Origin of the sequence: Inhella crocodyli (genome assembly GCF_004004565.1) — a bacterium.
GTDB classification, from domain to species: domain Bacteria; phylum Pseudomonadota; class Gammaproteobacteria; order Burkholderiales; family Burkholderiaceae_C; genus Inhella; species Inhella crocodyli.
This window is the reverse complement of the sequence record NZ_SACM01000005.1, coordinates 276,394-301,872: the sequence shown is the minus strand read 5'-3', so window position 1 is coordinate 301,872 and position 25,479 is coordinate 276,394. Positions and strand designations below refer to the sequence as shown.

Below are 25,479 nucleotides of genomic sequence, written 5' to 3'. Positions count from 1 at the left end.
CTTCCGGCGTTATCGGCCGAGCTTGAGCTTAGGCCAGGGCCCGCTGGACGCGAACCGTGGTGTTGATCACGCGGGACAGCTTTTCCGCGTAGGCAGGATCGGTGGCGTAGCCGGCGCGCTGCAGCTGCTGGGCAAAGGCCTGGGCGCTGCCACTTTCGGCGGCGGCCACGGCGCCGGCGTAGCGCTGGTTGCCCTTGAGCAGCTTGGCGTAGTCGCGGAACGAGTCCTCGACGCTGTCGTAGGCCCGGAACTTCGCGGTGACCTTGCGCGCCACGCCGTTGATGTACTCGGTGGTCGTGATCTCCGCGACCTTGCCCGTCCAACCGGGCCCGGCCTTGATGCCGAAGACGTTGTGGCTGTCGCTGCCGTCGCGGTTCTTGATGGGGCTGCGGCCCCAGCCGGTTTCGTGGGCGGCCTGGGCCAGCATGAACTGGGCGGGGATGCCGGTCTCGGCCTCCACTTGCTTGGCGGCGTCGTCGTTCTTCAAGATGAACTGGGCCACGCGGTCGGGCACGTTGCGCTTGCTCAGGGTGGGCAGGGGCTCGGGCGCGGGCGGGGTGGCGGCGGCTGGGTCCAGGCCGTTGGGCTTGGGCAGGTTGCGGGCCAGCTGCCGCTCGATGGCCTGCGACAGGCCGCCGGGCAGGCCGGTCAGCTGCTGGGCGAACTGCTGGTCCAGCATCTCGGTGCCCAGCTTGGTGGTTTCGTTGTCCATCAGGCCGCTGGACAGGGTGGAAGCGCGCATGCGCTTCATCACCTCTTGCATGAAGAGGGACTCGAACTGCTTGGCGGCGTCCTTGACGGCGCCCTGGGGGTCGCGCGTGGCGCGGGCGCGCAGCGCGGCGCCGGCCTGGCCGTCGAAGGCCAGGGTGTTGTTCAAGGGGGTTTGGCTCATCAGATCACCTCGATCTCGGCCTGCAAGGCGCCGGCGGCCTTCATGGCTTGCAGGATGGCGAGGAGGTCGGCCGGCGTGGCCCCCAGCGCGGACAGGGCCTTGACCACCTCGGCCAGCTTGGTGGCCGCCGGCAGTTGGATCAGCGGCCCGGGCTCTTGCTTGATGGTGATGTCGACCTTGTCGGTCACCGTCGTTTGCCCGCCGGAGAAGGGCGCGGGCTGGCTGACCTGCGGCGTGCTGTTGATCGTGACGCTGAGGTTGCCGTGGGCCACGGCACAGGCGCCGATGGTCACGGCCTGGTTCATCACCACCGAGCCGGTGCGCGCGTTGATGACGATGCGCGCCGGCGGGACGGCGGTGTCGAAGCTGAGGTTCTCGATGTCGGCCAAAAAGGCCACCCGGGCCTCGGGCTCGGTGGGGGCGTTGACGCGGATCACGCGCCCGTCCAGCGCTGCGGCGGTGCCGGGGCCTTTGGCGGTGTTGATGGCCTGGGCCACGGCCCGGGCGGTGGCGTAGTCGCTGGCGTTCAGGTCGAGCTGCAGGGGGCCGGCCTGGTGCAGGGGCGTGGGCACGCTGCGCTCCACGCTGGCCCCGCCCGGGATGCGGCCCACGGCCAGGTGGTTGACCTGCACCTTGCTGCCGCCGGCCGAGGCGCCGGCCCCACCCACGATGAGGTTGCCTTGCGCGAGCGCGTAGACCTGGCCGTCGGCGCCGCGCAGGGGCGTGGCCACCAAGGTGCCGCCACGCAGGCTCTTGCTGTTGCCGATGGACGAGATGGTCACGTCCAACGCCTGGCCCGGCTGGGCGAAGGCGGGCAACTGGGCGGTGACGATGACGGCGGCCACGTTGCGCGGGCTGGGGTTGACGCCCGGCGGCAGCGTGATGCCGAACTGCTGCAGCATGGCCTGCAGGCTTTGGTTGGTGAACGGCGCCTGGGTGGTTTGGTCGCCGGTCCCGTCCAGGCCCACCACCAGGCCGTAGCCGGTCAAGGGGTTGGAGCGAACGCCGGCCACGGCGGCCACTTCCTTGATGCGGGTGGCCGCGAGGGCGGTCGGGGCGGTGGCGCTGGCCCAGGCCAGCAGCAAAACAAGGAGGCACTTCATCGGTCGTTCCCAGTGGGGGCCCCGACTTGGGGCCCAGGAGGGGGGCTCGACCGATTGTGGGAATCCTTTAGGTCGGGCTGAGGCTCAAGAAGAACCGGGAAAGCCAGCCAATTCCGTGCAGGCCCTCGGCGGTGCCGCGGCCGCGCTGCTCGATGCGCACGTTGGCCACCGCCGTGCTGGCCACGCTGTTGCCGGCCTGGATGGCGCGCGGGTCCACCTGGCCCGAGAAGCGCAGCACGTCGACGTTGTTGTTGACGCCGATCTGCTTCTCGGCGGTGATCAGCAGGTGCCCGTTGGGCAGCACGCCCACGACCACGGCGGTGATGGTGCCGCTGAATTCGTTGCTGTTCTCGTTGCTGCCCTTGCCCTCGGTCACGTTGCTGCTGGTGGCGCCGGCGGTGGCGCGGCCGTTGGCGAAGCTGTTGGGCTTGATGAGGGGCACGCCCGTGACCTCGGCCTTCAGCGCGCCCGAGCGGTCGGTCTTGCTGGTCGAGCTTTGCGAGGCTGAGATCTTCTCGGCAATGGCGATCGTCAAGGTGTCGCCCACCAGGCGGGCGCGGTGCTGCTCGAACAGCGGGCGGTAGCTGGTCGCCTGGTAGATGGCGCCGTTGTTGGCGATGGGCTGGGCCATGGCCGGCAGGTTCACGACGGGCGGCGGGTCCATGTCCACGCGCGGGTCCAGCATGGACGAACAGCCGGTGGCCAAGGGCAGCAAGAGCAGGGCGAGGCGCTTCATGGCAACTCCGATCACAGCTGCGAAAGGCGCTGCAGCATTTGGTCGCTGGTCTGCACCGCCTTGCTGTTGAGTTCGTAGGCGCGCTGCGTGGTGATCATTTGCACCAGCTCTTCCACCACGTTGACGTTGCTGGTTTCGATGTAGCCCTGCTTGATCGTGCCAATGGCGTTGGTGCCCGGGTTGCCCACCTGCGGCGCCCCGCTGGAGGCGGTTTCGACGAACAGGTTGCCGCCCTGCGCTTCCAGGCCATTGGGGTTGATGAAGTTGGCCAGTTGCAACTGGCCCAGGGTTTGCGGTGCGGCGGTGCCGGCCACCACGGCGCTGACGGTGCCGTCTTGGCCGATGGTGATCTGCCGGGCGTTTTGCGGCACGGTCACGCCGGGCAGCAGGGTGTCGCCGTTGTTGGTGACGATGAGGCCGTTGGCGTCGAGCTTGAACTGGCCGTCGCGGGTGTAGGCGGTGGTGCCGTCGGGGCGCTGGATCTGGAAGAAGCCGTCGCCCAGGATCGCCATGTCGAGCGAGTTGTCGCTCTGCTGCAGGCTGCCTTGCGTGTAGGTGCGGCTGCTGGCCACGGGGCGCACGCCCAGGCCGACTTGCAGGCCCGTGGGCAGCGTGGTTTGCTCGGTTTGCGGCGCTCCGCTTTGGCGCAGGTTTTGGTAGATCAGGTCTTCGAACTGCGCGTGCGTGCGCTTGTAGCCCGAGGTGCTGACGTTGGCCAGGTTGTTGGAGATGTGGTCCAGCTGCATTTGCTGGGCTTCCATCCCGGTCTTGGAGATCCACAGGCTGCGCATCATGGCGACGACCCTCCTGATTACGTGGGGGAGAGGAGCTTGCTGGACACCTGGCCTTGCGTTTGTGCGAGGGTCAGCAGCTTCATCTGTTGTTCGAACTGGCGGGCGGCGGAAATCATCGCGACCATGGTTTCGACGGCGCTGACGTTGCTGCCTTCGAGCACGCCACTTTCCAACTTGGCCAGCGGGTCGGCCTGCAGGTCGCCGTCGGGCCCGCGGAACAGGCCGTCTTCGCCGCGGTTGAGCTTGGCTTCGGGCGTGACCAGCTTGATGCGCCCCACGGTGTTGGGGCGGCCGGTTTGGCCTTTGGCACTGACGGTGCCGTCGGCGCCAATCTGCACCGTGGTGTTGGGCGGCACGGTGATGGGGCCCCCGTCGCCCAGCACGGGCAGGCCGCCCTTGGTGACCAGCAGGCCCTCGGCGTTCACGTCCAGCGACCCCGCGCGGGTGTAGGCCTCGGTGCCGTCCAGGCCTTGCACCGCCATCCAGGCCTTGCCCACCATGGCCACGTCCAGGCGGCGCTCGGTGTGGTTCCAGGGGCCGGTCTGGTCGTTGTAGCCGACGGTGGTTTCCAGCGCGTAGGCGCGCGTGCTGGCGCCGTCGCCCTGCACCGGCACGGCCCGGAAGGCCACCATCTCCGCCCGGAAGCCCGTGGTGCTGACGTTGGCCAGGTTGTTGGACAGCACCTCTTGCCGCTGCATGGCGGCCTTGGCGCCGGCCATGGCGTTGTAGATCATGCGGTCCATGAGGGGCTCCTAGCTCAGATCAGCGGAGTTGAACGATGGTTTGGAGCACCTGGTCTTGGGTGCGAATGGTCTGGGCGTTGGCTTGGTAGATGCGCTGGGCGGTGACCATGTTCACCAGCTCCAAGGTCAAGTCGGTGTTGCTGTCTTCCAGCGACCCCGACTGCAGCTTGCCGAAGTTGCCCACGGAGGGCGTGCCCAGCACGGCGTCACCGCTGGCGAAGGTGCGTGCCCAGGTGTTGCCGCCCAAAGGCTGCAGGCCTTGTGGGTTGCGGAAGTTGGCCATTTCCAGTTGGCCTGCGGGCTTGCTCTGGCCGTTGCTGTAGCGCGCGGTGACGATGCCGTTGCTCTCGATCAGGATGCCGCTGAGCTGGCCCGGCGCGTAGCCGTCTTGCAGCACGTTGGTCACCGCGAAGGGCGAGGCGTTCTCGTTCGCGCCCAGCAGGTTGACCTGGATGCCGGCGATGTCCAGCGCCGGGGCGCCTTGGGCGTTCACGGAGGCGGGGATGTCGAGGTTCACCAGCGCGTTGGGCGTGGTCGGGGCGCCACCGTCGCGGGGGAAGACGATGGTCGTCCAGGGCTGCTGCGGGTTGCCGGCCGCGTCCAGCGTGATGCCGTTGCCGGCCGAGTCCACGGCCACGGGGGTGCCGTTGGCGGTGGCGTAGACGTTCCAGGTGGTGTCGCCCGTGGTCGCATCGACGGAGGCCTTCTGGAAGTACAGGGTCAGCGCGGTGTCCTGGCCCTTGGTGTCGTACACCGAGAGCGAGGTGGCGTTGTTGTAGGTGGTCGGGTCGTTCAAGATGATGCCGCCCGCCGCCGGCAGGGTGATCGGCACGCGGGAGTCCACGTTGAATTCCAGCGTGATGTCGTTGGTGCGCTGCGGCGCGATGCCGGCCGTGGGCAGCTGCAACACGCCGGCGATGCCGGGCTGGATCACGCCCGTGCCGTCGGCCGGGTAGCCCAAGAGCTTCAAGCCGTCGTTGTTGACGATGTAGCCCTCGCGGCTGATCTTGAACTGGCCGTTGCGCGTGTAGACGGTCGGGTTCACGCCGTCGGTGACCTGGAAGAAGCCCGGGCCGTTGATGGCCAGGTCCAGCGGGTTCTCGGTCGTGCTGATGTTGCCCTGCGTGAACTGCTGGGCCACGGCCCCCAGGTTCACGCCGATGCCGATTTGGTTCACGCCTGCCCCGTTCAAGGCGGCGGCGTAGATGTCTTGGAACTCGGCGCGCGAGGCCTTGAAGCCCACCGTGCTGGCGTTGGCCACGTTGTTGCCGATCACGTCCAGGTTCTTGGCGGCGGCGTTGAGGCCGGAGAGACCTTGTTGAAAGCCCATGGTGAACTGCCTTTCGGATTAATCGACGCTGAGGATGTCGTCGAAGGTGGTGGTGTTGCCGCTGGCCAGCACGAAGCCCAGCTTGGCGCCGTCGGTGTTGACCGCGACCACGCGGTCGCGGCTGAAGGTTTCGCTGGCCACGGCGGTGGCCCCGCGCGTGGCCTTGACGCGGAAGTGCAGCTCCTGGTCGGGGCTGTAGCCCTCTCGCGTCCAGCTGAAGCTGTGCCGGCCCGAGGTGGCTGCGCCGAGTTGCACCGTGTCGATGACCGTGCCGGCGGCCGTCGTGACCTCGACCGTGACGTTGTCGGCCGCACCCGACAGGGAGAAGGTGCCCACGGCGCCGTCGTTGCCCATTTGCATGCGGTTGCCCGACAGGGTCACGTCGCGCCCGATCATGGCCACGCCTTGCATCGAGGCGTTCTGGCTGAACTGCGCCCCCATCTTCTCGATGCTGGTGTTGAGCTGGTCGATGCCCGTGACGGTCTGGATCTGCGCGATCTGCGAGGTCAGCTGCGCGTTCTCCATCGGGTTCATCGGGTCCTGGTTCTTCATCTGCGCCACCAGCAGGGTCAGGAAGCGGTCCTGGTTCTCCTGGGCCTTCTTGGCCGCGTCGCTGGTTTTGGCTGCGTTGCTCGAGCCGGTGTTGAGAAGGGTGCTGACGTCCATGGCTCAGTCCTTGCGGCTCACTGGCCCAGCTGCAGGGTCTTCTGCAGCAGGCTCTTAGCCGTGTTCATCACTTCGATGTTGTTTTGGTACGAGCGCGAGGCACTGATCATGTTGACCATCTCTTCCACGCTGTTGACGTTGGAGTAGGTCACGTAACCCTGCTCGTCGGCCTTGGGGTGCTTGGGGTCGAAGACCTTGCGGCCGGGCGTTTGGTCTTCCACCACGTCGACCACCTTGACGCCCGCGCCGGCACCGTCGGCCGGTCCGCCGTCGCGCGCGCCCATGAGCGCGGTTTGGAACACCACCTGCCGTGCCTTGTAGGCGGTGCCGTCGGGGCCGGCCACGGTGTCCACGTTGGCGAGGTTGCTGGCCACGGTGTTGAGGCGCTGGCTCTGCGCCGACACCGCGCTGCCGCTGATGTGAAAGATCTGGAACATCGACATGGCGCTTCTCCTGCTCAGCCGCCGGCGTTGTGCGAACGCATGGCGTCCAGCGTGGTGCGCACGCTGCCGTTGATGAAGCGCAGCGTCGCTTCGTACTTCAGCGCGTTGTCGACGAAGCTGGCGCGCTCGCGGTCCATGTCCACGCCGTTGCTGTCCACGGCGGTTTGGCTTTGCAGGGCGGCTTCGCGCGTGCTGTCGGCCATGCCCAAGGTGCTGACCGCCAGGTGGCGCGCGTGCGTGGCCTGCGGCAAGGCCGCCGTGCCGGTGCTGGCGGCAGCGCCGGTGGCCGAGCGCAAGGCCTTGCCAAAGTCCATGTCCTTGGCTTGGTAATTGGGCGTGTCGGCGTTGGCGATGTTCGACGCCAGCAGGCGCTGGCGCTCGGCGCGCAACATCAGCGCCTGGGTTTGGAACCCGATGCCATCGGTGAGGCGGTTGATCATCGTTCGGCCCTCCAGGGACGGACCTTCATGGGGATGCTCGTCATTCTGTGGATCGGCCCCGTGAACTTGAGCCCGATAAGCGCCGCTCCGGCCCCGCATTTCTGCGCCTTGGCGGGCGGGGGGCGTCCCTAGAGTCGTTGCCATGTTGCGCTGGCCCTGCCTCCTCGTTGCCGCCCTGGCCCTCGTGGCCCCGCCTTCGTCGGCGGGGGCGCAGGGGTTGCCGGGCGACTGGTCGCAGCGCGTCGGGCTGCTGGCCGAACAGGCGGCGCGTGCCGCACTGCCGGCCGAGGCCCAGGTGCAAGTGGAGGTGGGCGCCCTCGACGCCCGCCTGCGCCTGGCCCCGTGCGCCCAGGTCCAGCCCTTCGTGCCGCCCGGCCAGGCCCTGTGGGGCCGCGCGCGGCTGGGGCTGCGCTGTGTGCAAGGGGCGGTGCGCTGGTCGGTGACGGTGCCGGTGCAGGTGCGCGTGATCGCCCCCACCTGGGTGGCGGCGCAACCCCTGCCTGCGGGCACGGTGATCGCGGCCGAGCACCTGCGGTGGGCACCGGCCGAGGTCAGCGCCGACAGCGCCCCCGTGCTCGGCAGCGTGGCGCCCGTGGGCCGAACGCTGGCCCGGGCGCTGGATGCCGGCGAGGTGCTTCGCCAGCCGCACCTCAAGGCCCGCCAGTGGTTTGCCGCGGGCGACACCGTCCAGGTCAACTGGCAGGGTCAAGGTTTTGCCATTTCTGCCGAAGGCCAAGCCTTGGGCCCGGGCCTGGACGGTCAGCCGGTGCGCGTTCGCGTGCAGGGCGGCCGCATCATCCAGGCCACGCCGGTGGCCGAGCGGCGGGTGGAGGCGATGTCGTGAGTGCTCGCTCACTTCGCCCCGATGCTTCCCGCTGTGACGCAGTTCACACGGGACTCGCCCTCTGGGGTTCACCCGCAAATATGTCTAAAGTCGCCGCCGACCGGGCCGATAGTGGCCTTACGGTGGCCCGTCATGGGTTCCCGCCGAGAACCTGGAGTCCATGATGGAAATCAACAACACCCCGAACCGACCCGTGCAGCCGCTGGCCTCGCAAGAGCGCCAGAACAAGCCGGAGCTGTCGCCTGCGGCAGGGCGTGTTGCCATCGCCCCGGCGGCGCCGAACCAAACTGGGGCGCGCCCCGAACCCATCAGCGCCAACCCGCCGGCCAGCGCGCAGGTCGCGCTGTCCAACAGCGCGGTGCAGTTGCTGAGTGGGGGCGACCAAGAAGACAGTTTTGACGCCGCCAAGGTCGAGCGCATCAGCCGCGAGATCGAGGAAGGCCAGTTCGAGGTCAACGCCGAGCGCGTGGCCGACCGCCTGATTGCCAACACCCGCGAGTTGCTGAGCACCCGCAACCCGAACGAATCCCGCTGACCGGCCGCGCGGGCTCCCCGTGGGGGAGCGGCGTGGCCTCCACCGAGCCCGTCGCCATGAGCCTGCCGACTTCTCCTTCCGCCGCCGACCCATTCCCGCCCCTGCTGGGCGAGTTGGAGGCGGCGCTTGCTTTGGTGCAAGACGCCTTGAGCGTGCGCGACGCCGCCGCCCTGGAGCGGCATGCCGGCACCGTGCAGCGCCTGATGACCGAGGCCTTGCACCAGGGGCAGGCGCGCGGGCGGGAGGGGGCCCTGAGCCCCGACCTGCGCCAGCGCCTGGCCGCCGCCGGCGCCCAGGTGGCGGCGCAGCGTGTGGCCTTGGGCCGCGCCACCGCGGCCTTGGACCGCGCGATCGACGTCCTCATGCCCGCCGAGCCGCTGGGCCTGTACGGGCAGGGCGGCAAGGCCCTGCGGCAACGCAGCAGCGGCGATTCGGTCAGCGCCTGACTCAGTCCTTGGTCGCCATCGTGCGCACCCGCTCCAGGTAGGCCTGGCCATCGGGCGGCAGGCCGCTGCGCTGGCTCTGCCAGATCATTTCGCCCAAGGCCTCCATGGCGCCGTGGTGCGCCTCGTGCATCGAACCGCGCCGCTTGGCCAGCAACTCCACCGCCTGGCGGATGCCGTGCGGCTGGTCGATGGCCAATTGCTCGCTGATGGTCAGGTGCATGGACAGGTGCAAGAAGGGGTTGGTCTGCCCGGCCTCGACGGCGTAGCTCAGCGACAGCGCGCGCGCTTCGTCGCTCAACTCGGCGTGGTACTCGGGGTGGGCCTGCACCCAGGGCCAGGCCAGGGCCTGCATCGGGTCGAGCGCCTGGCCGGCTTGGCCTTGGCGCCAGGTGGCGCAGAAAAAGCGCCGCACGTCGAGTTGCGAAGGTTGGTACATGGGGCGATTGTCGGTGCCGGGCTCCTTAACATGGCGGCCTTGCCGACCGCCTCCGCGCCATGCAACTCCTGCTGATCGACGACCATCCTTTGATCCACGTGGCGCTGCGCGCCCTGCTGGCCGACCAGCAGCCACCGGTGACGGTGCACAGCGCCGAGACCTCGGCGCAGGCCCGCGAGCAGCTGGCGACCCACCCGGGCATCGACCTGGTGCTGTTGGACCTGGAGCTGGCCGGTCAAGACGACGGCTTCGCGCTGTTGAAGGAGCTGCGGGATTCCCACCCCTCCATCCCCATCGTCAACCTTTCGGGCTCGAACGAAATGGCCAAGGTCATCCGGGCCATCGACCAAGGGGCCATGGGCTTCATCCCCAAGCACAGCGCCCCCGAGGAGTTCAAGGACGCCCTGCTGCTCGTGGTGACCGGCGGCATCTACGTGCCCCCCATGCGCATGAACGACGACCCGAGCACACTGCGTCGCCGGGCCGACGATCACCTGCCCAAGCCGCCCGCTCCGGCGCCGGTGGCGGCGCCCGCACCGGTCTCGGCGCCCGCGCCGCGCACGCAGATCGACCGCCTGCCCATCACGCCGCGCCAGCAAGAGGTGCTGCGGGGCTTGTTGCAGGGCAAGTCCAACAAGGTCATCGCCCAGGAGCTCAAGATCAGCGCCGACACGGTGAAGGACCACATCGCGGTCATCTTCCGGGTGCTGAACGTCAACAGCCGCACCCAGGCCGTGCTGGCCGTGGGGCAGTGGACGGAAGACTGAGCCTGGGCTGCCGCGCCAGGCCGGGTCAGGAGCTGCGGTAGCTCAAGCGCACGTAGATCGGGGCGAAAGCCTCGGCCTGGGTCAGCTCCAGCAGGCCTTCGCGCGTGAGCTCCAAGGTGGCGATGAAGGTCACCACCAGCACCTGCGGGCCGCGCTCGACCTCGAACAGGTCTTCGAAGCCCAGGTAGCGCCGGCCTTGCAAGCGGCGCAGCACGATGCCCATGTGCTCGCGCACCGACAGCTGCTCGCGCGTGATCTTGTGGTGCTGGTGCAGCTTGGCGCGGGTCAGCAGCTCGCGCCAGGCCTGGGCCAGGTCCTCGGGGCGCACGTCTTCGAAGCGGGGCTCGGCGGTGTCGTCCTGTCCCAGGCGGGCCACCCAGAAGTCGCGGCCTTTGAGGGGCAAGCTGTCGATCAGTGCGGCCCCGAGCTTGATGCGCTCGTACTCCAGCAGGCGGCGCACCAGCTCGGCGCGGGGGTCTTCGGGCTCGCTGCCGTCGTCGGCCTTGCGCACCGGCAGGAGCATGCGCGACTTGATCTCGATGAGCAGCGCCGCCATCAGCAGGTACTCGGCCGCCAGCTCCAGGTTGTGCTGGCGGATCTGCTCGACGTAGCCCAGGTACTGCGCGGTGACCTCGGCCAGCGGGATGTCGAAGATGTTGAAGTTCTGCTTGCGGATCAGGTACAGCAGCAGGTCCAGCGGGCCGTGGAAGGCCTCCAGGAAGACCTCCAGCGCGTCGGGCGGGATGTAGAGGTCCTGCGGCAGCGAGAACAGCGGCTCGCCATACAGCCGTGCCACGGCCACGGCGTCCACCACTTGCGGTTCGGCCGTGGGCAACAGGGTTTGCAAGGCCTCTACGGCCTGTTCGGCGCCCTCGGGCGCCGAGCCCGCGTTCATCAGCCCTTGTTTTGGTAAACGTAGGGCTGCTGCGGCACCTTGGCGTCCTGCCAGGCGGCTTGCTGGCTGCGGTCCAGGTTCTTGTCCCACAGCAAGGCGCGGCCGGCGCGCTGTTCGGCCTCCAGCGTCGGCTTCTTGGCCTTGAGCTCGGCCACCAGTTGGGTGACGTCCGAGGTGTAGGGCTTCCAGAAGAGGGGCATGGCAGGTCTCGGTCAGGCGGAAAAGTCGGCGATTTTAGGGAGGAACTGCGCGTCGCCCAGCTCGGCGGCGAAGCCGGCACGGCGCATCAGGCCCAGGGGCTGCTCGTTCACCTCGGCCAGCAGCAAGGCCACCCCCTGGCGCTGCAGGTGCTGGTGCAGGTGGCGCAGGGCCTCCAGGCCCGAGGTGTCGAGCTGCACCAGGCGGTGCAGGTCCAGCACCACGGCGCGGGTGCCGGCGGGGACCTGGTCCCCCAAGGCTTCGACCTTGCCGACCGAGCCAAAGAACAGCGAGCCGTACAGCTCAAACGCCAGCACGCCCGCTGGCAGCGGCGTGGCCACGGGGCTCACCCGGAAAAGCTGGCTCATGCGGTAGATGAAGAAAGCGCAGGCCAGCACCAGGCCGATCTCCACCGCCACGGTCAGGTCGGTCACCACCGTCAGCACGAAAGTGCCCACCAGCAGGGTGCGGTACTGCACGGTGAAATGCCGCAGCCGGGCGAACTCGCGCCACTCGCCCATGTTCCAGGCCACGAACAGCAAGATGCCCGAGAGCACGGCCAAGGGCACGTGCAGCGCCAAGGGGGCGGCCACCAGCATCACCGCCAGCACCGTGAGCGCGTGCACCGCGCCGGCCACCGGGGTGCGCGCCCCGGCGCGGATGTTGGTGACGGTGCGGGCGATCGTGCCCGTGGCCGGCATGCCGCCCATCAGCGGGCTGGCGATGTTGGCGATGCCCTGGGCCATCAGCTCTTGGTTGGGGTCGTGCCGGGGCAGCTCGGGCGCCAGGTTGTCGGCCACCCGGGCGCAGAGCAGGCTTTCGATGGCGCCCAGAAGGGCCAGGGTCAGGGTGGGGATGACGAGCTGCTTGGCGGATTCCCAGCTCAAGGCCGGCCAGGCCGGCCAGGGCAGGTGCTGCGGGATGCTGCCGAAGCGCGTGCCGATGGTTTCCACGGGCAGGTGCAGGCCGGAGGCCAGCAGGGTGAGCAGCACCAAGGCGACCACCGGGCCGGGGACGCGCGACACCGAGCGCGCGGCGTTGGAGCGGGCGAACTCCGCCGGCAAGATCGTTCGCTCGCCGAATAGCCGGGGCCACAGCACCAGCAGGGCCACGCAGCCCAGCCCCAGGCCCAGGGCGGCAGGATTCCAACTGCCCGCATGCTGGGCCAAGGTGCCCAGTTGCGCAAAGAAGTCCGCGGGCATCTTGCCGGGCACCTGCAATCCGAACAGGTCACGCAGCTGGGACAGTGCGATCAACACGGCAATGCCATTGGTGAAGCCGATGACGATGGTCACCGGCACGTAGCGCACCAAGGCGCCCAGGCGGAACCAGCCCATCAGGAACAGCAGCAGGCCGGCCATCAGCGTGGACAGCAGCAGGCCCTGCAGGCCGTGCCGTTCCACGATGCCGTAGACGACGACGATGAAGGCACCGGCCGGCCCGCCGATTTGCACGTTAGAGCCGCCGAGCAGCGAGATGAGCAGGCCCGCGACGATGGCCGTGACCAGGCCGCTGGCCGGCGGCAGGCCCGAGGCCATGGCAAAGGCCATGGCCAGCGGCAGCGCGACGACGCCCACCGTGACGCCGGCGCCCACGTCGGCCCACCTCGCTTGGCGCCAGACCGAAGCCAGCCGGGGGCGGAAGGGGTGCGCGAACGGGGGCCAAGCCATGGGCGAAGCCTAGCGCCGGCGCCTGACGGCCGGCTTGCGAAGGATCAGCCTCGCTTCAGCGGATGCGCATGCCGGGCTGGGCGCCGGCGTGCGGCTCCAGCACGAACACGCCGGGCACGGCCTTTTCGTCGGCGTGGCTCGCGGCCAGCACCATGCCCTCGCTCACGCCGAACTTCATCTTGCGCGGGGCCAGGTTGGCCACCAGCACGGTGAGCTTGCCTTCGAGGTCTTCGGGCTTGTAAGCGCCGGCGATGCCCGAGAACACGTTGCGCGTGCGGCCCTCGCCTGCATCGAGCGTCAGGCGAAGCAGCTTGGTGCTGCCCTCCACGCGCTCGGCTTTGACGATCTTGGCGATGCGCAGGTCGGGCTTGACGAAGTCGTCGATGGTGATTTCCGCGGCGATGGGCTCGCCACCCGGCACCGGGGCGGGCGGTTCGGGCTTGGTGAACAGCGCCTCGACCTGCTCGGTCGTGACGCGCTGCATCAGGTGCTGGAAGGCGCCGATGGCGTGCGCGCCCAGGCGCGCGCTGGCATCGGCCCAAGTCAGCGGCGCCACCTGCAAGAAGGCCTCGACCTTGGCGCTCAAGGCTGGCAGCACGGGCTTCAGGTACAGGGTCAGCAGGCGGAAGGCCTCGATGCAGGTGCTGCAGGCCTCGTGCAGCTCGACCGCAGCGTCCGGCTTCTTGGCCAGCTCCCAGGGCTTGTGGGCGTCCACGTACTCGTTGACCGCATCGGCCAGGCCCATGATTTCGCGCAGCGCCTTGCCGAACTCGCGGCCGTCGTACAGCGCGGCCAGGCCCGGCGCGGCGGCTTGCAGCTTTGCGATGACGGCCTCGCCATCGACGCCCAGCGTGGCCGACAACTGGCCTTCAAAGCGCTTGGCCAAGAAGCCGGCGGCGCGGCTGGCGATGTTGATGTACTTGCCCACCAGGTCGCTGTTGACGCGGGCGATGAAGTCCTCCGGGTTGAAGTCGAGGTCTTCCACGCGGTCGTTCAGCTTGGCGGCCAGGTAGTAGCGCAGCCACTCGGCGTCCAGGCCCAGTTCCAGGTAGCGCAGCGGGTCGATGCCGGTACCGCGGCTCTTGCTCATCTTCTCGGCGTTCACGGTCAAGAAGCCGTGCACGTACACGCGGTCGGGCGTTTTGCGGCCGCTGAAGTGCAGCATGGCCGGCCAGAACAGGGTGTGGAAGTAAGTGATGTCCTTGCCGATGAAGTGCACCTGCTCGGTGGCCGGGTCGGCCAAGAAGGCGTTCACGTCCTTGCCCAGCTTGGCGAAGTGGCCGGTGAGCGAAGCCAGGTAGCCGATGGGGGCGTCCAGCCACACGTAGAAGTACTTGCCCGGCGCGTCGGGGATCTCGATGCCGAAGTAGGGCGCGTCGCGGCTGATGTCCCAGTCGCCCAGGCCGCCCGTTCCGTCCTCAGTGGGCGTGAACCACTCCTTGATCTTGTTCAGCACCTCGGGCTGCAGGCGGCCTGCCTCGTGCGTCCACTGCTCCAGGAACTGCTTGCAGCGCGGGTCGCTGAGTTTGAAGAAGTGGTGGTCGCTGGTCTTGAGCACCGGCGTGGCGCCGCTGAGCACGCTGTAGGGGTTCTTCACCTCGGTGGGCGCGTACACGGCGCCGCAGACCTCGCAGCTGTCGCCGTACTGGTCCTTGGCGCCGCACTTGGGGCACTCGCCCTTGATGAAGCGGTCGGGCAGGAACATGCCCTTGGCCGGGTCGAAGAACTGCTCGATGGCGCGCACCTCAATCAGGCCGGCGTCGCGCAGCTTGCGGTAGACGTCTTGGCTCAGCGCGTGGTTCTCGGGCGCGTCGGTGCTGTGCCAGTGGTCGAAGGCGATGTGGAAGCCGTCGAGGTAGGGCTTGCGGCCGGCGGCGATGTTGGCCACGAAGGCCTGGGGGGTGAGCCCCGCCTTTTCGGCCGCGATCATGATCGGCGCGCCGTGCGCGTCGTCGGCGCAGACGAAGTGCACCTCGTGCCCCTGCAGCCGCTGGAAGCGCACCCAGATGTCGGCCTGGGTGTACTCCATGATGTGCCCGATGTGGAAGTTCGCGTTGGCGTAGGGCAGGGCGGTGGTGACGAAGAGCTGGCGGCGCGGCATGGCAGGCGTCTCGGGGAGCGGACAGGGCAAGGGGCGGGATTCTAGGGAGGCCCCTGCGGTCCCTGGCTGCCGGCCGTGCGCCTGGGCTTGCCACGGGTTGAGTCGTTGTGGGTAAGTGTGTGAACAAGCCGGGGACGCCGACGCCAAGTGCTTGATCGCAGATGCGGTTTTGGCGGCTCAAGCCAGGGCCTGGCCCATGAGTTGGCCTCATGAATCAATCACTTAGGCTCATGGACGACCGTGACCAGGGGTGGGTCAGACGCGAAACCGGATACCTGCTGACGTGGGGACAAGTCAAGCCCCTAGGGTCGTTGATGGGTTGCCGGCAACGCGGGTCGGATGGGCTGCGAACTGCACGTCAAGCCGGCCCTTGGATTGAAGCTTCACTTCACGGTTGGGCCCTAAGTGCTTGATTCGTTGACGGCCGTGCGGCTATTCACCGTTCTTGTGGATAACTTTGTGGGCAACCCACCCGAGGCCGCGCAAAGCCCTTGAAATCATGCGGCTTGCCTTGGCTTGCTGCATTTTTAGGCAGCTCAAAAGCGCTCATAAGAATCAATGACTTAGCGGGAAATTCGGCGCGGCGGATGGGCCTGCGTGCCACCCCCAGGCCTGCACCGCGACGGTGCCCCCGCTGCGTCGTTTTTGGGGGTAACTCCCGGTGACATCGGGAAAATCCTGACCGGGTCGGGGGCGGCGGGCGGCCGGACCGACCGATCCGACCCAGGCCGCCACCTAGAATCGCCGGCTTCGCGTGCGGCCCGGTCCGACGCCCGTTTCGACCCCTTGCGCATGCCTGCAGCCCCCTCCCGCATCGACCTCAAATCGGCCCAATTGGGCACCCTGCAGATGGCCCTGCGCACCCGCGACCTTGCGGCGTGGCGCGCCAGCCTGCAGGACGCCTGGGGCGACGTGGGCGCGGCTTTCGACGGCGAACCGCTGTGCTTGGACCTGCGCGAGCTGCCCGCTGGTGCGCCGCTGGACTGGGCGGCGGTGGTCGCAACCTTGCGGCAGTGGCACCTGAGCCCCGTGGCGGTGCTCGGCGCCGACGCCCTGCCCGAGGACGAGCGCACCGCGGTGCGAGCAGCCGGGCTGGCCTGGGCCGAAGGCCTGGCCGCTGTGGCCTCGCCGGCGGCCGCTGCGCCCGCCCCGGCGGCCTCCGCGCCGGCCCCGGTGGTGGTGGCGGCGACGCCCACCATGGTCATCGACCGACCGCTGCGCAGCGGCCAACAGGTCTACGCCCGCGACGCCGACTTGATCGTGCTGGGCCTGGTGAGCCACGGCGCCGAGGTGATCGCCGACGGCCACATCCACGTGTACGGCGCCCTGCGCGGCCGCGCCATCGCCGGCGCCAAGGGCCGCACCGACGCGCGCATCTTTGCGCACAGCCTGGAAGCCGAGCTGCTGGCCGTGGCCGGCACCTTCCGCACCAGCGAGAAGCCCCTGCCGGCCGAGGTGCTGGCCAAGCCCGCCCAGGTGCGCTTGGACGGCGAGCGCCTCGTTTTTGAACCCCTCAAGTTTTGAACCTTCGGAAGACCGAACCCATGACCAAGATCGTCGTCGTCACCTCCGGCAAAGGCGGGGTGGGCAAGACCACCACCAGCGCCAGCTTTGCCACCGGCCTGGCCCTGCGCGGCAAGAAGACCGCCGTGATTGACTTCGACGTCGGCCTGCGCAACCTCGACCTGATCCTGGGCGTGGAGCGCCGCGTGGTGTACGACTTCATCAACGTCATCCAAGACGGCGTGAAGCTCAGCCAGGCGCTGATCCGCGACAAGCAGCACGACAACCTTTACATCCTGGCCGCCAGCCAAACGCGTGACAAGGACGCGCTGACGCAAGAAGGCGTCAAGCGCGTGCTGGACGAGTTGGCCGAGATGGGCTTCGACTACATCGTGTGCGACTCGCCCGCGGGCATCGAAACCGGCGCCCTCATGGCCATGCACTACGCCGACGAGGCCATCGTGGTGACCAACCCCGAGGTCAGCTCGGTGCGCGACAGCGACCGCATCTTGGGCATGCTGAGCAGCAAGACGCAGCGCGCCATCGACGGCCGCGAGCCCATCAAGGAGCACCTGCTGATCACGCGCTACAACCCCAACCGGGTCGAGGGCGGGCAGATGCTGAGCCTGGACGACATCCACGAGATCCTGCGCACCCCGCTGATCGGTGTCATCCCCGAAAGCGAAGCCGTGCTGCAGGCGTCCAACCAGGGCGTGCCGGCCATTTTGATGAAGGGCAGCAACGTCGCCGAGGCCTACCTCGACGTCATCGACCGCTTCCTGGGCCAAGACAAGCCCATGCGCTTCATCGAGGCCGACAAGCAGGGCTTCTTCAAGCGCCTGTTCAGCCGCTGATCGGAGGCCAGCAGTCCATGGGCTTCCTCAATTTCTTCCTCGGCGAAAAGAAGCAAACCGCCAACGTCGCGAAGGAGCGGCTGCAGCTGATCCTGGCGCACGAGCGCAGCGGTCGCAACGCCCCGTCGGCCGACTACCTGCCGCAGCTGCAAAAGGAGCTGGTCGCGGTCATCAGCAAGTACGTCCAGATCGACCCCAAGGACGTGCAGGTCAGCATGGAACGCCAAGACAACTTCGAGGTCTTGGCCGTCAAGATCGAGCTGCCCGACAGCAAGTGATTCGGTCTGGCCGCTCCTGCTTCAATTTTGAGCAGGGGAAGTTTTTCCCAATGGCGGCCGGCACTTAACGCGGCGCCCCAGCGGTCATTCACGGACTTGTCCACAGAACCCCTGAAGAACCCGCCGCCGATCTTGTTGGCCCCGATGGAGGGCCTGCTCGACCACCTGCTGCGCGAAGAGCTCACCGCCTTGGGCGGCGTGGACCTGGCCGTGAGCGAGTTCATCCGCATCACCGACCAGGTGATGCCCCGCCGCGTGTTCACGCGCATCGTGCCCGAGCTGTTGGCCGGCGGCACCACGGCGGCCGGGGTGCCGGTGTACCCGCAATTGCTGGGCTCGGAGCCCGAGGTGCTGGCGGCCAACGCGGCGCGTTTGGCCACGCTGCGGCCCGACGGCATCGACCTCAATTTCGGCTGCCCGGCCAAGTGCGTGAACCGCCACCGCGGGGGCGCCATCCTGCTGGACGAGCCCGAGCTCCTGCACGCCATCGCGCGCGCGGTGCGCGCCGCCTTGCCGGTCGAGGTGCCCCTGACCGCCAAGATGCGATTGGGGGTCGACGACCGCAGCCGCATGCTCGAGTGCGCCGACGCGCTGGCCTCCGGCGGTGCCGCACGCCTGGTGGTGCACGCCCGCACCAAGCGCGACGGCTACAAGCCGCCGGCCCACTGGCACGAGGTGGCGCGCATCCAAGAGGCCGTGGCCATTCCGGTCATTGCCAACGGCGAGATCTGGACCGTGCAGGACGCGCTGCAGGCCCGCCGCGAAAGCCATTGCGCCGGCCTGATGCTGGGCCGCGGCGCCGTGGCCGACCCCGGTCTGCCCGCGGCCCTGCGCGCCCACGACCTGGGCCAGCCCGTGCCCAGCCTGTCCTGGGCCGCCCTGGGCCCGAGCCTGTGGTCGTACTGGCAGCGCGTGCAGGCCAAGGTGGTGCCCAAGCACCAAGCCGGGCGCGTCAAGCAGTGGCTGCACTACCTGCGCCGCACCCACCCGCAGGCCGAGGCGGCTTACCTGCGCCTGCGCACCGTCCATGCCCCGCACGAGTTTGGGGCGGCCCTGGCCGCCGAGCTAGGGGTTCCCCAGCGCATGGATTAGGGGGACTGCCCCAGCGCTGTGCCTCGCGCACCACAGGGGGGCTTCCTACACTGCGCCGCGCCTAGGGGGCTTTCGTCCCCGGCACTGCCGCCCGCCATGGACCTCCTCAGCCCCACCGCCCCCGTCGCCGCCCAGTACGAACTGCGCTACGCGCCCGTTTGCCCGGGGGGATGCGGGGTCAGCGTGCCCTGCGACGCCCAAGGGCGGGTCAGCCTGGACGCGCTCAGCGAGCGTGAGTTGGCCAACTACCTGTTCGCCCGTGCAGTGGTGGGGCGCGACCTGTGCGCCCCCGAGGTGGTGGCCCGCGCCTGAGCGCGGCCGCTCAGCCCTTTTTGCTGCGGTAGGCCGCCAGGTTCTTGGCGGCTTGCGCGCGCACCTTGTCGCGCAAAAACCCACTCCAGCCCAGCAGCAGGCCCGGCGTGCCCAGGGCCTGGCGGGCCCAGGCCCAGAAGTCGAAGCGGTCGCGGTGGGTCAGGATCAGGCCGTCGGCGTCGAAGGTGAAGGCCGCATCGATGCGGTTGTGCACCAGGCGCCCCGTGGCGCTGAAGCGGTAGTGCGCTTCCCAGTGCGCGCTGTGGTCGGTGATGTCGCTCACCTCCAGGCGCCACACGTCGCGGCCCTTGGCCTTGGTCACGTCGCAAAGCATGCGCCACATGCCGCCCACTTCCTCCCGGCCCCGCAAGCTGAAGGCCTCGTCGTCGAAGCTGGCGTTGGCGGCGTAGCAGGCTTGCATGGCCTCGCCGTCCAGTTGGGCAAAGGCGGCGTAAAAGCGTTCGATGGTGGCTTGGCTCATGCAAGGCTCCTGGTGGGCCCCGCACGATAGCGCGGGAGGTCCCTAGGGTTCCCCCTCCCCGCTGCCGAGGGGGTCCCAAGCCCTGGGTCGGGTTCAAGAATGCAGGGCTGCCAACCACCTCGGGAGTCACGATGAACTGGACCCTTCGATTGCGCCAAGCCCTGCGCCTCACGGCGGGGGCGGCCTGCCTCTTGAGCCTGGGCCTGGGCGCTGCCCAAGCCGCGACCATCGCCATGCAGAACGCGGCCTACGCCGGCACCTTCGCGCGCGACTGCCGCACCGCCGCCGCGGTGGCCGCTGGCAGCACGGTGCCCGACCGCTGCGAAGCCGCCTTTGTCGGCTACGAGGCCGACGGCGTCACCCCCATCTACTCGACGCCCTGGCCGCGCCTGGCCGAAATCCGCGAGAACTACAACCTGGGCGGCTTCGTGGCCAGCACCTCGGCCACCACCCCGCTGGGCATCGCTGGCACGCAGGCCACGCGCTCGTACATCGACGCCTCCGGTGCTGCGGGCACCCTGGTGCTGCGCCAGGGTGCGTTCTCGGGCACGCCCTACGCCCGCGTGTCGGGCCACTCCCTGGGCCTGCAGAGCTTCTATTACGACGGCACGGGCCCGAGCACGCGCACGATCGAGAACGTGTTCGACTTCACCTCGAACGTCACCCCCAACACCGACCTGAACCTGCCCGGTCCTGGGGGCTCGCCCACCGATGCAGCCGTGTGGGCCAAAACGCGCGTGACCGTGTTCTCCCTCAACGTGGCCGACCTGCTGTTCGACCCCTTCAATGGCGTCGAGCCGCAGAACTCCGGCTTCTGGGGCCAGGCGCAAGCCGCTCACTACGCCGACTTCCGCCTGGAGGGCGAGGTGCGCAACGACGGCATCACGGTGTCGGGCACGCCCACCTACCTGAACTTCACGATGGAGGCCGGCCGCTTCTACTTCGTGGAGTCGTACCTGGGCCTGTGGGCGCGCTTTGGCGGCGAATTGGACGCCACGCACACCTTCACCAGCCAGTTGGGCAAGACGACGGCGGCCGGCACCTTCGAGGCCACCACCGAAGGCCTGGTGATTGCCGACGCCTCGGACACGCCCCAGCTCTTGATCAACGACGGCACCGGCCTGCGCGTGCCCGAGCCGGGCGCTCTGGTGCTCAGCGCCTTGGCCCTGGGCTTGCTGGGCCTGCGTCGCTCGCGCCGCTGAGCCGCAGGTCAACAACGCAACGGGGCCCCGCAGGGCCCCGTTTCTTTTTGCCCGCGTGTCGGGCTTTACTTGGCTGGCGCCCAGGTGTCCTTCAGCGTGGTCGTGCGGTTGAACACCGCGCGGCCGGCTTGGTGATCGATTCGGTCGGCCACGAAGTAGCCGTGGCGCTCGAACTGCCAGTGGCTGCCCGCCGCCGCGCTGGCCAGCGCGGGCTCGACGAAGCCCTGCACGACGCGCAGCGAGTTCGGGTTCAGCGCTTCCAGGAAGTCCTTGCCACCGCCGTCGGGCTGGGCCTCGGTGAACAGGCGGTCGAACAGGCGCAGCTCGGCCGGCACGGCCTCGTGTGCCGCCACCCAGGTGATGACGCCCTTGACCTTGATGGCGTCGGCCCCCGGCGTGCCGCTCTTGGTGTCGGGCACCACGGTGGCCTGCACCGACACGATCTCGCCCGCGTCGTTCTTCGTGCAGCCCGTGCACTCGATGACGTGGCCGGCCTTCAGGCGCACCTTGTTGCCCGGGTACAGGCGGTGGTAGCCCTTGGGCGGCACCTCGGCGAAGTCCTCGCGCTCGATCCACAGCTCGCGGCCGAAGCTGAACTGGCGCTCGCCCAGCTCCGGGTGGTGCGGGTGGGCCGGCGCGTGGCAGGGGTCGCGGAAGTCGGCGCTGCCGAAGACCTCGGCGAAGTTGGTCAGCTCCAGCTTGAGCGGGTCCAGCACGGCCATGGCGCGCGGGGCACGGCCTTCCAGGTCGGCGCGCAGGCAGCCTTCCAGCACGCTGTAGTCCAGCCAGCTGTTGGTCTTGGTCACGCCCGTGCCTTCCACCATCGCGCGGATGCTCTCGGGCGTGTAGCCGCGGCGGCGCAGGCCCACCAGCGTGGGCATGCGGGGGTCGTCCCAGCCCTTGACGTGGCCCTCGTCCACCAGCTGCTTGAGCTTGCGCTTGCTGGTGACCACGTAGCTGAGGTTCAGCCGGCCGAATTCGTACTGGTGCGGCAGCGGCTGGGCCAGCAGGCCCAGGCGGGCCAGGTGGCCCAGCAGCCAGTCGTAGAAGGGGCGCTGGTCTTCGAACTCCAGCGTGCAGATGCTGTGGGTGATGCGCTCCAGCGCGTCCTCGATGGGGTGCGCGAAGGTGTACATCGGGTAGATGCACCAGGTGTTGCCCGTGGCGTGGTGCTCGGCGTGCTTGATGCGGTACAGCGCCGGGTCCCGCAGGTTGATGTTCGGGCTCGCCATGTCGATCTTGGCGCGCAGCACCATCGCCCCGTCGGGGTGCTTCCCGTCGCGCATCTCGCGAAAGCGCGCCAGGTTCTCGGCCGCGCTGCGGTCGCGGAAGGGGCTGTTGGTGCCGGGCGTGGTGAAGTCGCCGCGGTTCAAGCGCATGGCCTCGGCGCTTTGCTCGTCCACATAGGCCAGGCCGTCCTCGATCAAGGCCTCGGCCGCGCGGTACATGAAGCCAAAGTAGTCGCTGGCCTGGTACAGGTTCGTGTGGCCGGCGTGCTCCCAGCGCCAGCCCAGCCACTGCACCATGTCCTTGATGGCGTCGACGAACTCCTGCTCTTCCTTCTCGGGGTTTGTGTCGTCAAAGCGCAGGTGGCAGGCACCGCCGTAGTCGCGCGCCAGGCCGAAGTTCAGGCAAATGCTCTTGGCGTGGCCGATGTGCAGGTAGCCGTTGGGCTCGGGCGGGAAGCGGGTGCGGATCTTGGCCGGATCCATCGGGCCGGCGGCGTGGTGCGCCGCGTCGCCCGGGCTGCCGCCGAACCGACGCTCGGGGCCTTGGCCCTGCTCCCACTGCGCCAGGTCGCGCTCGATCTGGGCGCGCAAGAAGTGGTGGCTGGGCGTGGGGGTCTCGGCGGGGCTCGTCATGGCGGGCAAACAAAACGGGCCGCGACAGGGCGGCGGCCCGGGGGTGGGGGAGGGGCGATTCTAAAAGTGCGGGTTAGTTGCCCGCCTGCGAAGCTTGTGCCGGCGCCTTCGTGATCCATGATCAGGCCGGACTTTTGGGGCGTCCGATTCAGGGCGGCACCGTGGCTGGTTGCAGTGTGGGGTCAGCATGTGCCAAGTGACGACAGGGCTTTGTTGGGTTGGCAGGTGCAATCGGGCAAGCCTTTATTGCTTCGGACTACTGCGGACATCGAGGCAGCCAAATCAGGGCCTGTTGACGCTAGGTCGCATAGGGCGCTTAGTGGTGGCGGTTCCCAGCCTGACTCTCATCACCAATGAAATGGTTTCGATGTTTGGTGAACGTAAAAAGGGGCATTCATTCAATTAGCCGCCCATTGTTTGCCAACGCGGCTATGAATCAGAGCTCTGGAAACTCGACCTGGAAACCGATATTAGAGTTCTTCAATCCGCTGAATCCATGACTCTTGAATGCAAGCGTAAGCATGTATTTGAATGTTGGGTAGTCGCTGGGTCTGGGTGACATGGGATGGAATTCGAGTATTGCCTGACTTGGTGAGTGGATCCCAAAACAATACGTGACTCCCGATAGTCGATAGAAGTACCAATTTTGGAACCCAGTCATGGCGAGCTTGGGTGCGATGCAAAGCCAACTGCTTGCAGCGTCGTCAAACACATACTTCATGTCATCCAGATCGTCTGGTCATCCACGTCTCTCGGCAAAGTTTGCCCAAGATGGCAGAAGATCTGGTTTTATGTGGGCCCAAACTGCCGAATTAAAGTCACCGACTGCATAGTTCATGGGTCTTCTTGGATTGCGGCTGGCGCTACTTTGCTTCGTTGATTTACTTTGGGAGTATTGAGGTTGGATCGTGGGTTTGACCTTTCCGGTCGCCCCTCACAGCGCCTTGAACCGTCCCGCATGCACCCGGCTAACCATCACCGTGTCGGCCCGATCGCGCAAGGACAGCTTCACCAAGCCGTTTTCCAGCCGCTGCGCCCGGGCCACGGCGTCGATGTTGACCACCGTGCTGCGGTGCACCTGCCAGAAGCGCTCGGGGTCGAGCTGGGGCAGCAGCTCGCGCAAGGACACGCGCACCCAGTACTCCTGGGTGGCGGTGACGGCGCGCACGTACTTGTCGGCGGCTTCGAGGTAGAGCAGGGCGTCGACGGGCACGAGCTCGATGGCCTCGCCCACCGAGGCCTGCAGGTGGCGCAGCTTGGGGGCGGGGGTGGCCGGGGCCGCGTGGGCGGCCAGCAGGCGTTGCAGGGCTTGCAGCGGGTCGTCGGTGGGGGCCGATGACGGGCGCTGCGCCAGTTGGGCCTGCAGGCGCTGCACGGTTTGCGCCAAGCGCGGGGCCTGGACGGGCTTGAGCACGTAGTCGACCGCGGCGGCGTCGAAGGCCTTGAGCGCGTACTCGTCGTAGGCGGTGACGAACACGATCAGGGGCAGGGGGCCGGCGTCGTCGGGCCAGTCTTCGGCCAGCGCGGTGGCCGCGTCCAGGCCGCTTTGGCCGGGCATGCGGATGTCGAGGAACAGCACGGTGGGCCGCAGGGCCAGGGCCTGCTCGACGGCGGCCACGCCGTTGGGCGCCACGCCCAGGACTTGGAGCGCCGGCCAGGCGCTGCCCAGCTCGGCGGCCAGGGTCTCGGCCAGCAGGGGTTCGTCTTCGGCGATGAGGCAGGTGAGAGCGTTCGTGGCGGTCGAGGCGGTCATCATGGCGTCGTCGTTGGGGGCAAGGGCAGGGTGACGGTGGCGCGGCAGCCGTGGGGGGCCAGCGGCGCGAGGTCCAGCCGGGCGGCGTCGCCGTACTGGGTGGCCAGGCGGTCGCGCACCTGCTGGGTGCCGAAGCCGGTGCCTTGCGAGGCCGGGGCCGCGCCCAGGCCGCTGCCGTCGTCTTCCACGGTGAGCACGAGCTGGGCGCCTTCTTCGCGCGCCAGCAGGCGCAGGGTGCCGCCGTCGATGGCGGGCTCCAACCCGTGCTGGATGGCGTTCTCCACCAAGGGTTGCAACAGCAAGGGCGGCACGGCCACCTGGGCCAGTGCTGGCGGCAGTTGCAAGTCGACCTGCAAGCGCGGGCCCATGCGGCGTTGCATGAGGCGCAGGTAGTCGTGCAGGCGGGCGAACTCGGTGCCCAGCGGGTGCAAGGGCGTGCGGCTGGCGGTGAGGGTGGCGCGCAGGTAGGCGATGAGCTCGTCCAGCATGGCCTGGGCGTCGTCGGGCCGCAGCTTGATGAGTGCGCGCAGGTGGGCCAGGGTGTTGAAGAGCATGTGCGGCTCCAGCTGCGCCTGCAGGGCGGTGAGCTGGGCCTGGGCCACGAGGCGGGCCTGGTCGGCGTTCGCCACTTCTAGGGCGTGGACGCGTTCGCGGTTGTAGAAAAACAGCGTGGCGGCGGCCGACATCAGCAGGGTGAAGCCGGCCCCGAACAGCAGTTGCCGGGGCGTGCCCGCCAGCATGAAGCGGGGTTCGTGGCCCATCAAACCGGCCGCGATGGCCGTGCCCGACTCGTGGCCGACCAAGGCGCCCAGCAGGATGCAGGGCACCATCCAGCGCCACCCCGGCCAGTGCGCGCGCAGCTGCGGGTTGTCGGGGTCGCTGCGCAGCAGCACCCGGCTCACGCCGTGCTGCAGCAAGGAAATGGCCGTGCCGATGCACAGGCTGATCACCTGGGCGTACAGCATGCCGACCCAGAAATGGCGGCCTCGCATCAGGTAGATCAGCAGGCCCACCAGGGTGCCCACGCCCAGCGAGGCGGCGAAATCGGCCCAACGCGGGTGGCGCTTGTGCCAGGGCAGGGGGTGCGGAGCAGCGTTCATGGG

General features: G+C 68.5%; 28 protein-coding genes. 10 read left to right on the top strand and 18 right to left on the bottom strand.

Going from position 1 to position 25,479, the window contains the following annotated elements; translation table 11 throughout:
- Positions 1–28: 28 nt before the first annotated feature.
- The 9 genes from flgJ to flgB form a co-directional block, all read right to left on the bottom strand.
- Positions 29–892, bottom strand: coding sequence for a flagellar assembly peptidoglycan hydrolase FlgJ (gene flgJ / locus EOD73_RS16395; RefSeq protein WP_127684114.1), 864 nt, complete (start codon positions 890–892; stop codon positions 29–31).
- Positions 892–1,995, bottom strand: coding sequence for a flagellar basal body P-ring protein FlgI (locus EOD73_RS16390; protein WP_127684113.1), 1,104 nt, complete (start codon positions 1,993–1,995; stop codon positions 892–894). Before EOD73_RS16390 ends, flgJ begins: the two co-directional genes overlap by 1 nt.
- Positions 1,996–2,062: 67 nt before the next feature.
- Complete coding sequence (locus tag EOD73_RS16385; RefSeq protein ID WP_127684112.1) at positions 2,063–2,731, bottom strand: flagellar basal body L-ring protein FlgH; 669 nt, start codon at positions 2,729–2,731, stop codon at positions 2,063–2,065.
- A gap of 11 nt (positions 2,732–2,742) precedes the next feature.
- Complete coding sequence (gene flgG / locus EOD73_RS16380; RefSeq protein ID WP_127684111.1) at positions 2,743–3,525, bottom strand: flagellar basal-body rod protein FlgG; 783 nt, start codon at positions 3,523–3,525, stop codon at positions 2,743–2,745.
- 17 nt (positions 3,526–3,542) lie between these two features.
- Complete coding sequence (gene flgF, locus EOD73_RS16375) at positions 3,543–4,268, bottom strand: flagellar basal-body rod protein FlgF (RefSeq protein WP_127684110.1); 726 nt, start codon at positions 4,266–4,268, stop codon at positions 3,543–3,545.
- Positions 4,269–4,287: 19 nt separating this feature from the next.
- Positions 4,288–5,598, bottom strand: a complete 1,311-nt coding sequence (gene flgE / locus EOD73_RS16370) for a flagellar hook protein FlgE (protein WP_127684109.1) — start codon at positions 5,596–5,598, stop codon at positions 4,288–4,290.
- Between the two features lie 18 nt (positions 5,599–5,616).
- Positions 5,617–6,264, bottom strand: coding sequence for a flagellar hook assembly protein FlgD (locus tag EOD73_RS16365; protein WP_127684108.1), 648 nt, complete (start codon positions 6,262–6,264; stop codon positions 5,617–5,619).
- 17 nt (positions 6,265–6,281) lie between these two features.
- A complete protein-coding gene (flgC, locus tag EOD73_RS16360) occupies positions 6,282–6,707 on the bottom strand; it encodes a flagellar basal body rod protein FlgC (protein WP_127684107.1) in 426 nt (141 codons plus the stop codon).
- Positions 6,708–6,721: 14 nt separating this feature from the next.
- The gene (gene flgB / locus EOD73_RS16355; protein WP_127684106.1) at positions 6,722–7,147 is read right to left on the bottom strand and encodes a flagellar basal body rod protein FlgB; all 426 of its coding nucleotides are present in this window, start codon (positions 7,145–7,147) and stop codon (positions 6,722–6,724) included.
- Positions 7,148–7,289: 142 nt separating this feature from the next.
- On the opposite strand from flgB, the gene flgA reads away from it, so the two are divergent.
- From flgA to EOD73_RS16340, 3 genes are all read left to right on the top strand, one after another.
- Positions 7,290–7,991, top strand: coding sequence for a flagellar basal body P-ring formation chaperone FlgA (gene flgA, locus EOD73_RS16350; RefSeq protein WP_127684105.1), 702 nt, complete (start codon positions 7,290–7,292; stop codon positions 7,989–7,991).
- A gap of 160 nt (positions 7,992–8,151) precedes the next feature.
- Positions 8,152–8,526 carry a flagellar biosynthesis anti-sigma factor FlgM gene (gene flgM, locus EOD73_RS16345; protein ID WP_127684104.1) on the top strand — a complete coding sequence of 125 codons (375 nt, stop codon included), beginning with the start codon at positions 8,152–8,154 and terminating at the stop codon, positions 8,524–8,526.
- A 56-nt stretch (positions 8,527–8,582) separates the two neighbouring features.
- Positions 8,583–8,972: a hypothetical protein gene (locus tag EOD73_RS16340; RefSeq protein WP_127684103.1), complete on the top strand. Its 390-nt coding sequence runs from the start codon at positions 8,583–8,585 to the stop codon at positions 8,970–8,972.
- Between the two features lies 1 nt (position 8,973).
- Here EOD73_RS16340 and EOD73_RS16335 read toward each other — a convergent pair whose 3' ends face one another.
- Complete coding sequence (locus tag EOD73_RS16335; RefSeq protein ID WP_127684102.1) at positions 8,974–9,408, bottom strand: DUF1841 family protein; 435 nt, start codon at positions 9,406–9,408, stop codon at positions 8,974–8,976.
- Positions 9,409–9,467: 59 nt separating this feature from the next.
- Here EOD73_RS16335 and EOD73_RS16330 point away from each other — a divergent pair, with 59 nt between their 5' ends.
- Complete coding sequence (locus EOD73_RS16330) at positions 9,468–10,175, top strand: response regulator (protein WP_127684101.1); 708 nt, start codon at positions 9,468–9,470, stop codon at positions 10,173–10,175.
- A gap of 25 nt (positions 10,176–10,200) precedes the next feature.
- Here the strand turns inward: EOD73_RS16330 and EOD73_RS16325 are convergent, their stop codons facing one another.
- The 4 genes from EOD73_RS16325 to metG are packed head-to-tail and all read right to left on the bottom strand — an operon-like array spanning position 10,201 to position 15,039.
- On the bottom strand, positions 10,201–11,070 hold the full coding sequence (locus EOD73_RS16325) for a segregation and condensation protein A (RefSeq protein ID WP_127684100.1): 870 nt from the start codon (positions 11,068–11,070) through the stop codon (positions 10,201–10,203).
- Positions 11,070–11,270: a DUF3460 family protein gene (locus EOD73_RS16320; protein WP_127684099.1), complete on the bottom strand. Its 201-nt coding sequence runs from the start codon at positions 11,268–11,270 to the stop codon at positions 11,070–11,072. Before EOD73_RS16320 ends, EOD73_RS16325 begins: the two co-directional genes overlap by 1 nt.
- A gap of 12 nt (positions 11,271–11,282) precedes the next feature.
- Entirely contained in the window at positions 11,283–12,938 is a 1,656-nt protein-coding gene (locus EOD73_RS16315) for a SulP family inorganic anion transporter (protein WP_127684098.1), read from the bottom strand.
- A 55-nt stretch (positions 12,939–12,993) separates the two neighbouring features.
- Positions 12,994–15,039: a methionine--tRNA ligase gene (gene metG, locus EOD73_RS16310; protein ID WP_127684097.1), complete on the bottom strand. Its 2,046-nt coding sequence runs from the start codon at positions 15,037–15,039 to the stop codon at positions 12,994–12,996.
- Positions 15,040–15,831: 792 nt separating this feature from the next.
- Between metG and minC the strand changes: the two genes are divergently transcribed.
- The 5 genes from minC to EOD73_RS16285 all read left to right on the top strand — a co-directional run bounded on the left by minC (position 15,832) and on the right by EOD73_RS16285 (position 19,078).
- Positions 15,832–16,563 carry a septum site-determining protein MinC gene (gene minC, locus EOD73_RS16305; RefSeq protein ID WP_127684096.1) on the top strand — a complete coding sequence of 244 codons (732 nt, stop codon included), beginning with the start codon at positions 15,832–15,834 and terminating at the stop codon, positions 16,561–16,563.
- A 20-nt stretch (positions 16,564–16,583) separates the two neighbouring features.
- The gene (gene minD / locus EOD73_RS16300) at positions 16,584–17,396 is read left to right on the top strand and encodes a septum site-determining protein MinD (protein ID WP_127684095.1); all 813 of its coding nucleotides are present in this window, start codon (positions 16,584–16,586) and stop codon (positions 17,394–17,396) included.
- Positions 17,397–17,413: 17 nt separating this feature from the next.
- Positions 17,414–17,674, top strand: a complete 261-nt coding sequence (minE, locus tag EOD73_RS16295) for a cell division topological specificity factor MinE (protein WP_127684094.1) — start codon at positions 17,414–17,416, stop codon at positions 17,672–17,674.
- A 144-nt stretch (positions 17,675–17,818) separates the two neighbouring features.
- Positions 17,819–18,766 carry a tRNA dihydrouridine synthase gene (locus tag EOD73_RS16290; RefSeq protein WP_127684140.1) on the top strand — a complete coding sequence of 316 codons (948 nt, stop codon included), beginning with the start codon at positions 17,819–17,821 and terminating at the stop codon, positions 18,764–18,766.
- A gap of 96 nt (positions 18,767–18,862) precedes the next feature.
- Positions 18,863–19,078 carry a hypothetical protein gene (locus tag EOD73_RS16285; RefSeq protein WP_127684093.1) on the top strand — a complete coding sequence of 72 codons (216 nt, stop codon included), beginning with the start codon at positions 18,863–18,865 and terminating at the stop codon, positions 19,076–19,078.
- A 10-nt stretch (positions 19,079–19,088) separates the two neighbouring features.
- Here the strand turns inward: EOD73_RS16285 and EOD73_RS16280 are convergent, their stop codons facing one another.
- Entirely contained in the window at positions 19,089–19,559 is a 471-nt protein-coding gene (locus tag EOD73_RS16280; protein WP_127684092.1) for a nuclear transport factor 2 family protein, read from the bottom strand.
- A 131-nt stretch (positions 19,560–19,690) separates the two neighbouring features.
- On the opposite strand from EOD73_RS16280, the gene EOD73_RS16275 reads away from it, so the two are divergent.
- Positions 19,691–20,761, top strand: a complete 1,071-nt coding sequence (locus EOD73_RS16275) for a PEP-CTERM sorting domain-containing protein (RefSeq protein WP_127684091.1) — start codon at positions 19,691–19,693, stop codon at positions 20,759–20,761.
- 65 nt (positions 20,762–20,826) lie between these two features.
- On the opposite strand, the gene EOD73_RS16270 is transcribed toward EOD73_RS16275, so the two are convergent.
- The 3 genes from EOD73_RS16270 to EOD73_RS16260 all read right to left on the bottom strand — a co-directional run bounded on the left by EOD73_RS16270 (position 20,827) and on the right by EOD73_RS16260 (position 25,476).
- Complete coding sequence (locus EOD73_RS16270) at positions 20,827–22,623, bottom strand: glutamine--tRNA ligase/YqeY domain fusion protein (RefSeq protein ID WP_127684090.1); 1,797 nt, start codon at positions 22,621–22,623, stop codon at positions 20,827–20,829.
- A 934-nt stretch (positions 22,624–23,557) separates the two neighbouring features.
- The gene (locus tag EOD73_RS16265) at positions 23,558–24,379 is read right to left on the bottom strand and encodes a LytR/AlgR family response regulator transcription factor (RefSeq protein ID WP_240660755.1); all 822 of its coding nucleotides are present in this window, start codon (positions 24,377–24,379) and stop codon (positions 23,558–23,560) included.
- Positions 24,376–25,476, bottom strand: coding sequence for a sensor histidine kinase (locus tag EOD73_RS16260; RefSeq protein ID WP_240660754.1), 1,101 nt, complete (start codon positions 25,474–25,476; stop codon positions 24,376–24,378). The genes EOD73_RS16265 and EOD73_RS16260 overlap by 4 nt, the downstream gene beginning before the upstream one ends.
- Positions 25,477–25,479 lie beyond the last annotated feature (3 nt).

What these genes read in the sequence shown, in the direction of transcription:
- flgA (WP_127684105.1), top strand. Translation starts at nt 7,290, where the DNA reads ATGTTGCGCTGGCCCTGCCTCCTCGTTGCCGCCCTGGCCCTCGTGGCC.
- EOD73_RS16290 (WP_127684140.1), top strand. Translation starts at nt 17,819, where the DNA reads ATGGAGGGCCTGCTCGACCACCTGCTGCGCGAAGAGCTCACCGCCTTG.
- EOD73_RS16325 (WP_127684100.1), bottom strand. Translation starts at nt 11,070, where the DNA reads ATGAACGCGGGCTCGGCGCCCGAGGGCGCCGAACAGGCCGTAGAGGCC.
- minE (WP_127684094.1), top strand. Translation starts at nt 17,414, where the DNA reads ATGGGCTTCCTCAATTTCTTCCTCGGCGAAAAGAAGCAAACCGCCAAC.
- flgF (WP_127684110.1), bottom strand. Translation starts at nt 4,268, where the DNA reads ATGGACCGCATGATCTACAACGCCATGGCCGGCGCCAAGGCCGCCATG.
- EOD73_RS16315 (WP_127684098.1), bottom strand. Translation starts at nt 12,938, where the DNA reads ATGGCTTGGCCCCCGTTCGCGCACCCCTTCCGCCCCCGGCTGGCTTCG.
- flgC (WP_127684107.1), bottom strand. Translation starts at nt 6,707, where the DNA reads ATGTCGATGTTCCAGATCTTTCACATCAGCGGCAGCGCGGTGTCGGCG.
- metG (WP_127684097.1), bottom strand. Translation starts at nt 15,039, where the DNA reads ATGCCGCGCCGCCAGCTCTTCGTCACCACCGCCCTGCCCTACGCCAAC.
- flgM (WP_127684104.1), top strand. Translation starts at nt 8,152, where the DNA reads ATGATGGAAATCAACAACACCCCGAACCGACCCGTGCAGCCGCTGGCC.
- EOD73_RS16365 (WP_127684108.1), bottom strand. Translation starts at nt 6,264, where the DNA reads ATGGACGTCAGCACCCTTCTCAACACCGGCTCGAGCAACGCAGCCAAA.
- EOD73_RS16270 (WP_127684090.1), bottom strand. Translation starts at nt 22,623, where the DNA reads ATGACGAGCCCCGCCGAGACCCCCACGCCCAGCCACCACTTCTTGCGC.
- flgB (WP_127684106.1), bottom strand. Translation starts at nt 7,147, where the DNA reads ATGATCAACCGCCTCACCGATGGCATCGGGTTCCAAACCCAGGCGCTG.
- flgJ (WP_127684114.1), bottom strand. Translation starts at nt 892, where the DNA reads ATGAGCCAAACCCCCTTGAACAACACCCTGGCCTTCGACGGCCAGGCC.
- flgG (WP_127684111.1), bottom strand. Translation starts at nt 3,525, where the DNA reads ATGATGCGCAGCCTGTGGATCTCCAAGACCGGGATGGAAGCCCAGCAA.
- EOD73_RS16280 (WP_127684092.1), bottom strand. Translation starts at nt 19,559, where the DNA reads ATGAGCCAAGCCACCATCGAACGCTTTTACGCCGCCTTTGCCCAACTG.
- EOD73_RS16330 (WP_127684101.1), top strand. Translation starts at nt 9,468, where the DNA reads ATGCAACTCCTGCTGATCGACGACCATCCTTTGATCCACGTGGCGCTG.
- EOD73_RS16385 (WP_127684112.1), bottom strand. Translation starts at nt 2,731, where the DNA reads ATGAAGCGCCTCGCCCTGCTCTTGCTGCCCTTGGCCACCGGCTGTTCG.
- minD (WP_127684095.1), top strand. Translation starts at nt 16,584, where the DNA reads ATGACCAAGATCGTCGTCGTCACCTCCGGCAAAGGCGGGGTGGGCAAG.
- EOD73_RS16390 (WP_127684113.1), bottom strand. Translation starts at nt 1,995, where the DNA reads ATGAAGTGCCTCCTTGTTTTGCTGCTGGCCTGGGCCAGCGCCACCGCC.
- EOD73_RS16265 (WP_240660755.1), bottom strand. Translation starts at nt 24,379, where the DNA reads ATGATGACCGCCTCGACCGCCACGAACGCTCTCACCTGCCTCATCGCC.
- minC (WP_127684096.1), top strand. Translation starts at nt 15,832, where the DNA reads ATGCCTGCAGCCCCCTCCCGCATCGACCTCAAATCGGCCCAATTGGGC.
- flgE (WP_127684109.1), bottom strand. Translation starts at nt 5,598, where the DNA reads ATGGGCTTTCAACAAGGTCTCTCCGGCCTCAACGCCGCCGCCAAGAAC.
- EOD73_RS16340 (WP_127684103.1), top strand. Translation starts at nt 8,583, where the DNA reads ATGAGCCTGCCGACTTCTCCTTCCGCCGCCGACCCATTCCCGCCCCTG.
- EOD73_RS16275 (WP_127684091.1), top strand. Translation starts at nt 19,691, where the DNA reads ATGAACTGGACCCTTCGATTGCGCCAAGCCCTGCGCCTCACGGCGGGG.
- EOD73_RS16285 (WP_127684093.1), top strand. Translation starts at nt 18,863, where the DNA reads ATGGACCTCCTCAGCCCCACCGCCCCCGTCGCCGCCCAGTACGAACTG.
- EOD73_RS16320 (WP_127684099.1), bottom strand. Translation starts at nt 11,270, where the DNA reads ATGCCCCTCTTCTGGAAGCCCTACACCTCGGACGTCACCCAACTGGTG.
- EOD73_RS16335 (WP_127684102.1), bottom strand. Translation starts at nt 9,408, where the DNA reads ATGTACCAACCTTCGCAACTCGACGTGCGGCGCTTTTTCTGCGCCACC.
- EOD73_RS16260 (WP_240660754.1), bottom strand. Translation starts at nt 25,476, where the DNA reads ATGAACGCTGCTCCGCACCCCCTGCCCTGGCACAAGCGCCACCCGCGT.